The organism is Caldivirga sp. UBA161 (genome assembly GCF_002506515.1).
Lineage (GTDB): Archaea > Thermoproteota > Thermoprotei > Thermoproteales > Thermocladiaceae > Caldivirga.
In genome coordinates, this window is sequence record NZ_DAXS01000013.1 from 40,027 (window position 1) to 50,721 (window position 10,695).

11 protein-coding genes are annotated in these 10,695 nt (G+C 44.7%); 7 read left to right on the forward strand and 4 right to left on the reverse strand.

Annotation, left to right across the window (positions count from 1 at the left end; genetic code table 11):
- Positions 1-209: 209 nt before the first annotated feature.
- Positions 210-1,376: a glycosyltransferase gene (locus BP896_RS01760; protein ID WP_291765033.1), complete on the reverse strand. Its 1,167-nt coding sequence runs from the start codon at positions 1,374-1,376 to the stop codon at positions 210-212.
- Between the two features lie 346 nt (positions 1,377-1,722).
- Between BP896_RS01760 and BP896_RS01765 the strand changes: the two genes are divergently transcribed.
- Positions 1,723-2,448 (forward strand): cytidylyltransferase family protein, encoded by a 726-nt coding sequence (locus BP896_RS01765; protein WP_291765035.1) that lies wholly within the window; start codon positions 1,723-1,725, stop codon positions 2,446-2,448.
- A gap of 71 nt (positions 2,449-2,519) precedes the next feature.
- The gene (locus tag BP896_RS01770; RefSeq protein ID WP_291765038.1) at positions 2,520-3,206 is read left to right on the forward strand and encodes an endonuclease V; all 687 of its coding nucleotides are present in this window, start codon (positions 2,520-2,522) and stop codon (positions 3,204-3,206) included.
- Here the strand turns inward: BP896_RS01770 and BP896_RS01775 are convergent.
- Positions 3,198-3,650: a hypothetical protein gene (locus tag BP896_RS01775; RefSeq protein ID WP_291765041.1), complete on the reverse strand. Its 453-nt coding sequence runs from the start codon at positions 3,648-3,650 to the stop codon at positions 3,198-3,200. The two genes, BP896_RS01770 and BP896_RS01775, sit on opposite strands and share 9 nt — an antisense overlap.
- Before the next feature lie 186 nt (positions 3,651-3,836).
- Here BP896_RS01775 and BP896_RS01780 point away from each other — a divergent pair, with 186 nt between their 5' ends.
- From BP896_RS01780 to BP896_RS09785, 4 genes are read left to right on the forward strand one after another with little or no spacing between them, the layout of a single operon-like run.
- Positions 3,837-4,979, forward strand: coding sequence for a thiolase family protein (locus BP896_RS01780; RefSeq protein ID WP_291765043.1), 1,143 nt, complete (start codon positions 3,837-3,839; stop codon positions 4,977-4,979).
- 1 nt (position 4,980) lies between these two features.
- The gene (locus tag BP896_RS01785) at positions 4,981-5,394 is read left to right on the forward strand and encodes a Zn-ribbon domain-containing OB-fold protein (protein ID WP_291765046.1); all 414 of its coding nucleotides are present in this window, start codon (positions 4,981-4,983) and stop codon (positions 5,392-5,394) included.
- On the forward strand, positions 5,394-6,443 hold the full coding sequence (locus BP896_RS01790; protein WP_291765050.1) for a hydroxymethylglutaryl-CoA synthase: 1,050 nt from the start codon (positions 5,394-5,396) through the stop codon (positions 6,441-6,443). Before BP896_RS01785 ends, BP896_RS01790 begins: the two co-directional genes overlap by 1 nt.
- Positions 6,444-6,494: 51 nt before the next feature.
- Positions 6,495-6,878: a TRAM domain-containing protein gene (locus BP896_RS09785; RefSeq protein WP_349681911.1), complete on the forward strand. Its 384-nt coding sequence runs from the start codon at positions 6,495-6,497 to the stop codon at positions 6,876-6,878.
- 69 nt (positions 6,879-6,947) lie between these two features.
- Here BP896_RS09785 and BP896_RS01800 read toward each other — a convergent pair whose 3' ends face one another.
- Positions 6,948-8,033: a serine hydrolase domain-containing protein gene (locus BP896_RS01800; RefSeq protein WP_291765053.1), complete on the reverse strand. Its 1,086-nt coding sequence runs from the start codon at positions 8,031-8,033 to the stop codon at positions 6,948-6,950.
- Between the two features lie 116 nt (positions 8,034-8,149).
- Entirely contained in the window at positions 8,150-9,094 is a 945-nt protein-coding gene (locus BP896_RS01805; protein WP_291765056.1) for a prenyltransferase, read from the reverse strand.
- Between the two features lie 77 nt (positions 9,095-9,171).
- Here BP896_RS01805 and BP896_RS01810 point away from each other — a divergent pair, with 77 nt between their 5' ends.
- On the forward strand, positions 9,172-10,614 hold the full coding sequence (locus BP896_RS01810; protein ID WP_291765058.1) for a UbiD family decarboxylase: 1,443 nt from the start codon (positions 9,172-9,174) through the stop codon (positions 10,612-10,614).
- The last annotated feature ends 81 nt before the right edge of the window (positions 10,615-10,695 follow it).

Below are 10,695 nucleotides of genomic sequence, written 5' to 3' on the forward strand. Positions count from 1 at the left end.
TAATGCCTAATGATATACTTACCCTCAGGTTAATTAGAATACTCTTCGAGGCTCATCATTACGGCGGCTTACCTTAATTGCCTAGGACTTATTACGCTATGGTTCTTGGAGGCTTGAATCCATTGGCCCATGAAGCTCATAAATTCACATATTAACATGAATAGCTGGTGATTAAAAGATAATGATTCATGGGTGTTTGGTTTTAAGAGTTAAGGTAATGGCCTTAATTTAATACCCCTCTTAACATCATTAATTGTAAATACCCTACCCCTCCAGTTAATTGACTTGGTGAATGCTGTTGCCATTATTGTAAGCCAGGAGAAGTACACGTTGAGTATTGATGCAGCAGCTAAAGCGTAGGCGTACCTGCTTCCAATATTATTTGCGTAGAAGGTTTTCTGGGACCTAATCCTACTGACCCTGTAATAATCTTTAGCAACCCCAATTAAGTATGGTAATAGCCCAGGTACTATGGCCCAATTAATGAATAATGATAAAGCTAACGCTATTGGCAGTGTTAACGCGTATAGTGTATAGGATGCGGCGTAGAGCATGAATCCATTAAAGCCATATACCTTAACATACCAGAGCTGCCTAACAGCCCAATTAAACGCATCCCTGACTCCGGAATCCTCCAGTGTAATTACCATAGACCTAGGCGTGAAGCCTACCTTTAATCCCTCCCTATGAACCATGTGGGTTATAACATAGTCATCACTGAGGTAGTGGGGTAGGTACTTCACTAACCCCCACTTCAGTACTAGGCTTCTCCAAACCGCTGTTGAGCCTCCCCAAGTGAACCTAGCGGCTTCATTCTGCATGGCGGTTATCCCAATCATGTTGAAGCTAGCCTTAAGTAGTGAACCAAGGCTTAACCCACTTAATGGCACATAGAACCTGTAGGTTGTTGCCGCCCCTGAACCAGCCTTAAGTAGGTTAATTAGATTTATTAACCACTCATCGTGAACATAGGCATCGCTATCAACCATAACCACTACATCACCCTTAGCCTCACTAATACCCCTAGCTAAGGCTGAACCCTTACTGGAGCCGGTATTATTAATAATGATCCTGGTGTTACTGTATTGTTTAATAATCCTACTTACTAAACTATAGGCTGGATCATTAACATCATCAATAATGAATAAGTACTCCCTAACCGCAGGATACTTCTGGCTCAATATGCTTTTAACATTACCCTCAAGATTCTGGTCAACACCCCTAATCGGCATAATAACGGTAACTGATGGGTACTTACCATCATCAACCGGATCCCTTAAGCCCCTCCAATACTTAACCTCAAAGTAAAGGGACAACATTGATGAGAGGGTAGCAATCATTATTATGAGTAAGCCAAGGGCCTGCAGTATAAGCATTAGCCATTAGAGCGGGGAGCACTATTTAAGCATTATGAGGTTCCCTCAGGGGGTAATATAATTAATTCATCATACCTATTATGAAGCTTCCATAATGTGGATTTCCCGTTAATCCTTTGGATGAGTTTAATAGTTTAATGGCTTGCGCATAAACATCATTAATCATGGCTTGGCTTAACTCTAAGCTCTCATGATGATGGTGCCTATAAATAAGTTAAATCTAGGGTTACCTCCACCATTAATGATGTGGTCTTAGGTTCTAGGTGTAGTTAAGTGAATATTGCAAACTGTGATACTTATTGCTTATGCGCAAGTGTTTTTAACCCAGCGCAACATTAGGCATTTAATGAGTGCCTTAGCTGATAGGGTAATGACTTATGTTAGAAATGTTGAGCAGGCTATTGAGGCGTTACGCACCAGCACTAATGGTAGGGGGGAGGTTAGTGAATTGATTGAATTGGCTGAGGCTTACCTTAAGGATACCTTACATTACTTCAAGGTTGGTGATTATGAGACAGCCTTAGCTACAATATCCTACGCAGAAGGATTACTGGATGCCTTAAGAATCCTTAAGTTGAGCGAGGTTAATTGGAGGAAGCCAAGTGAATTAGCTAAGTCAGCCTCAAGGAAAGTCTTCGTAGCGGGTACATTCGATATAATACATCCAGGCCACATAGGGTACCTTAAGTATGCCTGGGGTTTAGGTAGGGTTGTGGCTGTTGTCTCTACTGATGAGAGTGTTAGGAGGATTAAGGGTAGGGAACCTATAATACCTGCTAGGCAGAGGGCTGAGGTTCTTGAAGCCATGGAGTACGTGACTAAGGCTAGGGTTGGTTATGAAGATGATATGTTTAGGGTTGTTGAGGAGGAGAAGCCTGATGTAATACTCCTTGGACCTAACCAGCCCTTCACTGAGGATGAGGTTAAGAGGGCCTTAAGGAGCAGGGGTATTAATGCCGCAGTGATTAGGATGCCTAACATTGTTAACTGCCAATTATGCAGTACCAGTAGTATCGTTAAGAGGATACTGGAGATGTCTGGGGAATTAGCCTCATTTCTTAGGAACCATTAAGGCTACTTAAATGCTGGTGAGGAAAACCATAAAGCCCACTTAACTGGAGTTTAATTGGTGAAGTGGTTTTAATGGTTAAGAGGATTATTAGTGAGAATTACGTTAAGTCAAGGATACCTAAAGGCTTTAACCTTGAGGCTGCACGCATGGTTCAGAGGAGGCTGGCATCAATGGTTGCCACCACACCATTAAGGCAACCTGTGGATCTAGTTACCGGCATTGATGTAGCCTATAGGGGTAATTACGCCTACTCAGTAGCCGCAACATACTCAATGGAGCTTAATCATGTAATTGAGTACGGGTGCTATGAGGGTGAAGTCACCTTCCCATATGTACCAACCTTACTATCCTTTAGGGAGCTTTCACCAATGATTAGGGCATTCATGAGGCTTAAGAGAAGGCCCCAGGTTGTGTTAATTGATGGCCATGGAGTAGCCCACCCCTATAGGCTTGGTATAGCGGCGCACTTCGGCGTTGTAATGGGCCTACCGACAATTGGGGTTGCTAAGTCGCTGCTCTATGGTGAGGTTAAGGGATCCCTCATAATTGATCCAAGTAATGGGGAGGTTATTGGTGGTGTGGTTGGATGTGGTAGGCATGAGGTTTACGTGAGTGTGGGTAACATGATTACACTTAATGATGCCTTAGTTTTAATTTCAAGATTATGCCTGAGGGATAGGATGCCAGAACCAATACTATATGCCCACACAATGGCTAATAGGGTTAAACACAGCGGCTGCATAAACGCGTTAATTTGAGGTATGATTCATGTAAAGCACATAAATGTACTTATCGTTTAACTCAAAAACGTCATGAACGTAAAGTGAGGCTAATGCCTTAACCTTATTCTTAATGACGCCTAATTCACTGGTGAATAATGGTGTTGTTGACCACCCCTTATCAGGTTGCCAACCAACAATAACAACGCTTAATTTACTAACCCTAATTAACTCATTAATGTACAATATAATGTTATTAACATTACCAGTTAAGTTAAGTACACTTGATTCAACGGCCTTATCCCTAATGGGTAGTTTAACGTAACTGGATAAAACTAAGTCACCACCCACCTCATTCACAGCCTCCTTAACCCTAACATTACCCACATCATCAGTAACGTATATTGAAGGTACCATTAATGCTGGCTCCACATCACCTATGACTAGGCTTTTCCCAATCATAAAGCTATTAACGCTAACCATACTTAGGCGCTACTCATGCACTTAACTTTTAAGGTTTACTGGGATTTAATCCCTAATAGGCNNCCTGAAGTGTGGGGCTTTTAGTTGCAACCCTAAGTAACCTTAATACCATAATGATTATGCCTTACCTTAAAGGCCCTAAGCACGGTGTAATGTTTATTAAGCTTTATGTGTAAGGGAAAGTCGATGGGTATTTCGGCATTAGGCTATATAAATGGAGTACACGTTATTCCCCCAGGCAGGTACTATGATAAGGGTTATAGGGAATTGTTCGCTGAGGCTGCCTTGAAGGCTCTTGAATCTGCAGGTAATCCCGACATTAAGGCAATCTACATTGCCTCGGCGCTATCTGAGCTTACTGGTGAGCAGCTGGCTATAGGTAATATTCTTAGGGATTACTCAGGCATTAGGAATGCGCCATCAATAAGGGTTGAGAATGGTGATGGTTCAGGGGGTTTCGCATTCATGGTTGCTTTAAACCACGTTGCATCAATGAATGATGGGTGCGTACTACTGGTTGGTATTGATAAGCCTCATGAGGTTACTTCACTTAAGCAGAATAAATACGCATCATACTTACTTGACTCCGATTACGAATCATACTTTGGAGCAACCCCAGTTGTCTTGGCCGCATTAATGGCTAAGCAATACTTGAAGAATTATGAGTATAAGTACGAGGACTTAGCCGCATGGGCTATTAAGATGCATGAGAGGGGGGCTAAAACACCCTTCGCTTACTTTAAGAGGGCAGCTAAGTTAAAGGATGTACTGGAATCTGAGCTTGTTGCCGACCCATTAAGGCTTTATGACGTCTCACCCTTCGTTGATGGTGCCGCAGCCCTAGTACTATGCAGTAAGCCCAACACTAGGGATCAGGCAGTAGGGGTGTTGGGTTACGGTTTCGGCGCATCAAACTCATACTTCGCATCAAGAAACGACTACACAGCATTAATGTCAGTGATTGAGGCAGTTAAGGCATTTAACCCACTTAATGACTTCAACGGCATAGTAAGCGTCCACGATACCTACAGTATACTTGGCGTATTAGCGCTGGAATCCCTAGGATTATGTAAGAGGGGGAGCGCCTTAAGGCTCCTTAATGAGGGTTACTTTGATCCAGGAGGTAAGGTTATGGTTAACTTAGATGGTGGGCTGAAGGCTGTGGGTAATTCAATGGGTGCCTCAGGTGTTTACCAATTAGCCAGCGCCACAATGCAGCTTAGGGGTGATAAACCATTTAATGGCTTAAACGCTGAGGCTGCTGTGGTTGAGGATATGGTTGGTGTGGATCAGGAGAGCGTGGTCTTCATGCTTAAGGTGGTGAAGTAGCATGGTTGACCAATCCCTATCAGTACCAAAGTACTGGAGGAGGATACCCCAGTACTATAGGCTTACTGCCCTTAAATGCAGGAAGTGTGGTAGAGTTTACTTCCCACCTAGGGCTATCTGTGATTGCGGCTCAAGGGAATTTGATGAAGTTGAGTTACCCAGGAGGGGTAGGTTAATTGAATTCACTGTACTTAGGAGTGTCACGTCTGATTTCGAGAAGCAGAGGCCTTTGATATTCGGTATAGTTGACTTGAATGGGGTTAGGGTGCTTGGGCAGTTGGTTGACTGCCCCAACCCTGAGAAGCTTAGCGATAATGCTGAGGTTGAGGTGGTGTTTAGGAGAGTTAAGGAGGATAGTGACTACGGTATAATTTACTACGGTTTTAAGCTAAGGCCATTGAAGGGGTGTTGGTGATGGCGATAGGCATAGTTGGCTGGGGTGCATACATACCTAGGTATAGGATTAAGACGCGTGAAATAGCTGAGGCTTGGGGTGATGATGCCCTCAGGATCAGGGACATGTACCTTGTTGAGGAGAAGGCCGTTGGATACATTGACGAGGACCCAGTAACAATGGCTGTTGAGGCCTCCAGGGATGCGTTAATTAGGGCTGGTGTGAAGCCAAGTGAAGTTGGAGCCGTCTTCGCTGGGACAGAGTCCAAGCCCTACGCCGTTAAGCCAATATCATCAATACTGATTGACGCATTAGGCCTAAGTAGGCAAGTTTACTCAGTGGACATGGAGTTTGCTTGTAAGGCTGGTTCAGACGCGGTAATTAACCTAATGGGCCTTGTTAAGGCTAATTTAATAAAGTACGGTATAGCAGTGGGCACTGATTCATCGCAGGGTGAGCCAGGGGAGCACCTAGAGTACACCGTTGGTACTGGTGCCGTTGCGTATGTAATTGGTTCAGGCAACCTTGCTGCTGAAATAAAGTACACTTACCCATACGCATCAGACACCCCAGACTTCTGGAGGAGGGATGGTTCACCATATCCAGTTCACGGTGAAGGCTTCACGGGGGAGCCTGCGTACTTTAGGCACATAATTGGTGCAGCTAAGGGTTTAATGGATGAGCTAGGTATGAAGCCTAACGACTTCGATTACGCGGTCTTCCACCAACCCAATGCTAGGTTCCCTGTGAGGGCTGCTCAAATGCTTGGTTTCCCACTTGAGAAGGTTAAGCCAGGTATAGTGGTTGATTTAATAGGGAACACTTACAATGCCTCAGCATTACTGGGGTTAGCTAAGGTTCTTGAAGAGGCTAAGCCAGGTGCGAAGATAATGGTAGTAACCTTCGGTAGTGGTGCTGGCTCTAATGCATTCTACATTGAGGCCACTGATCAATTACCAGGTAAGGTTAAGTTGGCTAGAACCATTAGTGAAATGCTTGAGGATAAGGTATACATAGACTACTCCCTGTACTTGAAGTACAGGAGGATAATTAAGATGATTCACGGTTAATGGCTTATTGACACTTATTTAAATAAATCATTACTATTAACCACATGGATAATGCTGAACCTCCTCATACACGAAACATTTATTAAGGGGACTATTACTGGATTAACGGCGATACGGACGTCAACAGGTTCCGGAATGAATAGGGGAAGGCCTAGGCGAAGAGGCCGTGGTCCAAAACCAGTGAAAGTTGGTGATGTTGTAGAAGTAGAGGTAACGGAAATATCCAAGAGGGGCGATGGCGTTGCGAAGATAAGGGGCTTCATAATCTTCATACCAAACACTAAACCCGGTGAGAAGGTTAAGGTTAAGATAACGAGGGTTGGCCCAACATTCGCAGTAGCTGAACTCGCCCCAGAGGCGGGGCAGGCAACTGCCACTGGTCAGGAAACCCAGCCTGAGGAGGCCTCCCAAGGAGAGGAGTTCGAGGAGGAGTAATCAACTACTTAATGCTTAAACCACGTTAAATTAATTTTGCATGAGCCCTAATCCCCAACTACATATAGCTTAATGGTAAGTAAGCTTATCTGCACATGATACTGCAGCATTATGTATCACTGGCCTAGCGTAATCAATTCTCCTATTATCCCTACTTGGGTGAACCCTATTGGTGAAGAGGATTATGGTTAAACCCAATTCAACATCAATCCATAGGGAGGTACCCGTGAAGCCAGTGTGCCCGAAAGCCTTACCATCTGTTAGGAAATCCCCACCGCTGGTGGTTACTCCCTTCCTGTATATTTGCCAACCGAGGCCGTAGCATGATTCACCGCATGCCCAGGGGGCCCACATAGCCTTAATACTTGGCCTAGTTAGGAGAGCCCCATTCCTGTAGGATTCCAGTAGGGAGTTAGCTATCTTAGCTGCATCCTCGGCTGATGCAAATAGGCCTGCATGCCCTGAAACACCATCCATAGCCCTTGCATTCTCATCATGAACCACACCCACTAATGCATCACCATTAACGTACTCAGTGGCCACAATATCATCCTTACTGAACCTAGTTAATGGATTATAAAGTGCCTTACTTAGGTTAAGGGGCTTAGCCACTATTTCCTGGAAGAGTGAGTCAATGCGTTGGCTGGTTACCCTCTCAATTAATGCTGTTAATACAATGTAATTTAAGTCACTGTAAACCACCCTTGAGCCTGGTTCATAGGCTGGGAATGAGGTTACTGCCTGGTTAATTAACTCATCCCTACTTGAGGCTGACTTATAGAGTGGTAGCCATGCAGGTAGGCCTGATGTATGGGATAGGAGCATCCAGACCCTAACCTTATCCTTAATGTCACTAAAGCCTGCATTAGTCCTAGAGAAGTCTGGGATTAGTTCTGAAACCCTCTGGCTTAGGCTTAATGCACCCTCCTCCACAAGCTTCATCACTATTATTGATGTTGACAATGCCTTAGTTAAGGAGGCTAGGTCAAAGAGCATGCCACCCCTCATGAGCCTCTCCACGGGCTTTAATTGAGCATAACCCACAGTCAAGTTGATTAGGGATTCGCCGTTAACACTAACAACCAGTGATGCCCCTGGGTAAGCATCCTTAACTAACCCCTCCATTAACCTCCTAACAGTGTTAACGCACTCCACGGGTGATTAAGGGGCCTAGTTTAATAAGTAATGAGCCTTAGTCAGGTGATTCAATTTCATCACCCACTCATGCACGGAGCTCACTCATCACTGTTTTGAGGGTTAGGCCTATTCTTTTAAGGCATCCACGGCGCCAACTTAATAATTATCATTGAGGCTATGAGTATGGCTAATATAATTAACCTAACACTAAATGGACCAGCCCACAGTAGCCTCAACTCCCTCCACCTCCTCCTAACCTCCCCTTCATCACCACTTAGTAATGGGCCGGCGAGCTTAAGCGTTCTTGGAATTAAGAGTAGTGTGAGTAGGGATATGTAGGGTAGGTAGCCGAGTAACACTGATGCAATTAGGGTTAGGTAAATAGACGCAACGATACCGTAGACTAGGTACTTAATCCTCCTTAACCCTAGCATTAGGACTAGGGTTAATTTACCCACCCTCCTTGATGCATCAAGTTCAAGGGCTCCTGAACCAAGTAGTATGAGTAGGGTAAATAATCCATTAGGTATACCTACAATTAATGGCGCCGGATTCAGGTAGATGCCCGTTTGAACAATGTAGGAACCCCAAGTGACTAATGGACCCATAGCTAATGCGGCGAAGGCCTCCCCAAGGCCCCTATAATGAAGCTTCAAGGGGGCTTCACTATAACCCACCCCAATTAATACGCCGGCTAAACCTAATATTAGGACTGGGAAGCCAACCACTAGGGCTAGGTATACTCCTGAGGCTATGGTTACTGCAATGAAGGTGTAGCCCACAGCCCTAACGCTACGTGGATTAAGGCCCAGGTCAATTATTGGATTGAGCCTATGCATAAAACCACCAGCCCTGTAGAGGATATCAACGCCAGTACTGTAATCTACGTAATCATGAATAAGGTTAACGCCAGCCTGGGCAAGCATAACGGCAATTAACGTTACCACATATATTATGGGTTTAAAGATACCGTTAAGGTACCAGGAGAGTGCAGTACCTAAGGTAACTGAGGAGAAGGCGCTGGTTAACGTTGTTGGACTAAACGACAGTAACCAAGGCTTTAATCCACTTAACCCCATTGGGGGTAGTTTAGGTAGCTTATTTTAAATATTGGCTCCAGTAACCTACTTAAACGCATTAATACTGTATAATACTAATGGCCTTTAATGACCTCAGGGGGTATTTGAGTAAACTGGAGGAGTGGGGTGAGTTAATTAGGGTTAGTGAACCAATTAGCGTGGAATTGGAGTTACCCGCATTACTGAGGGGGTTAATGTATAGGAATGGGCCGGCTGTGATTATTGAGAGGACTAGGGAGGATACCCTACCCGCTGTGGGTAACTTATTCAGTAAGTGGGATAGGGTTTTGATGGCTCTTAATGGTGTTGAGCCAAGTAAGGCTGCTGAGAGGATTACTGAGTTAATCAGCCTTAAGCCACCAACCGGCCTAATTGATGCAATTAAGGCTCTTGGTGAATTAAGGAATATTTCAAGGTACTTCCCTAGATTAGTCAATAAGGCCCCCGTCAAGGAGAGGGAGTGGAGGAGCATTGATTTATTTAAACTACCTGCAGTTAGGCAGTGGCCTAAGGAGCCAGGTAGATTCCTAACCTTCGCAGTATCATTCATAAAGCATGGTGGCGTAACTAATTTCGGCTACTATAGGCTTCAGGTAATTGGTAAGGATAGGTTCATAATGCATTGGATGCCTTGGAGGAGGAGCGCCCAGTATGCTGACATGGGTGAGGCAGAGGTGGCTGTTGTACTTGGCCCAGATCCAGTAACTATGCTGATGGCTGGTACGCCAGTACCGCATCCCCTTGATAAGCTCCTTGTAACCGGGGTTATTAGGGGTGATGGCGTTGAGTTAACCAGAGGCTCAACAATCAATATTGAGTACCCTGCAAACGCAGAATTAGTCATTGAGGGCAAGTTAACTGGGGAGTACGTTAAGGAGGGGCCCTTTGGGGATCACGTGGGCTACTACTCAATAGTTAAGGAGTACCCTGTGGTTAAGGTAACAGCAATATACTCTAGGGAGGATCCCCTAATACCAGTCACAGTTACAGGTAAGCCTGTGCTTGAGGATGGTAACATAATTAAGTTTGGCGTTGAAGCCATGAAGCCACTGTTAAGGCAACTAATACCAGAGATTACAGACATCTACATGCCCCCTGAGGGTGTTGGATACTGGACGGTGGTATCAATAAGGAAGAGGTACCCAGGGCAAGCCAAGAGAGTTATGACAGCGCTCTGGGGCCTACTGCCGGTTTTCAATAAGATTGTAGTGGTTGTTGACCATGACGTGGATGTTAAAAACATGAGTGAGATAACTTATGCAATAGCAGCCAACCTAAACCCACAAAGAGACATAGTAATAATGCCAGAATACCCAACCGAGGAGCTTGACCCATCAACACCAATACCAGGCTTAGGAAGTAAGCTAGGGCTTGACGCCACTAGGAAACTACCAAGTGAATATAATGGCCAGGAGTACCCGGAGGAAGCCCAAGCACCACCTGAGGTTGAGGAGGCTATGATGCGGATTATTGAGAAAATAATGGCCAATTACCCTAAGCATAATAGTAAGTTTAAATAGTAAGCATTGCCCTCATTGGGTAGTGTTTATAAATGCCTACTCATCATCTTCAGTGAGCCGGGTCGTCTAGCGGCCAAGGAT

Excerpts from the sequence above, each read along its gene's own strand:
- BP896_RS01785 (WP_291765046.1), top strand. The coding sequence starts at position 4,981 with ATGGTTGACCAATCCCTATCAGTACCAAAGTACTGGAGGAGGATACCC.
- BP896_RS01775 (WP_291765041.1), bottom strand. The coding sequence starts at position 3,650 with ATGGTTAGCGTTAATAGCTTTATGATTGGGAAAAGCCTAGTCATAGGT.
- BP896_RS01765 (WP_291765035.1), top strand. The coding sequence starts at position 1,723 with ATGAGTGCCTTAGCTGATAGGGTAATGACTTATGTTAGAAATGTTGAG.
- BP896_RS01810 (WP_291765058.1), top strand. The coding sequence starts at position 9,172 with ATGGCCTTTAATGACCTCAGGGGGTATTTGAGTAAACTGGAGGAGTGG.
- BP896_RS01790 (WP_291765050.1), top strand. The coding sequence starts at position 5,394 with ATGGCGATAGGCATAGTTGGCTGGGGTGCATACATACCTAGGTATAGG.
- BP896_RS01780 (WP_291765043.1), top strand. The coding sequence starts at position 3,837 with ATGGGTATTTCGGCATTAGGCTATATAAATGGAGTACACGTTATTCCC.
- BP896_RS01805 (WP_291765056.1), bottom strand. The coding sequence starts at position 9,094 with ATGGGGTTAAGTGGATTAAAGCCTTGGTTACTGTCGTTTAGTCCAACA.
- BP896_RS01760 (WP_291765033.1), bottom strand. The coding sequence starts at position 1,376 with ATGCTTATACTGCAGGCCCTTGGCTTACTCATAATAATGATTGCTACC.
- BP896_RS01770 (WP_291765038.1), top strand. The coding sequence starts at position 2,520 with ATGGTTAAGAGGATTATTAGTGAGAATTACGTTAAGTCAAGGATACCT.
- BP896_RS09785 (WP_349681911.1), top strand. The coding sequence starts at position 6,495 with ATGCTGAACCTCCTCATACACGAAACATTTATTAAGGGGACTATTACT.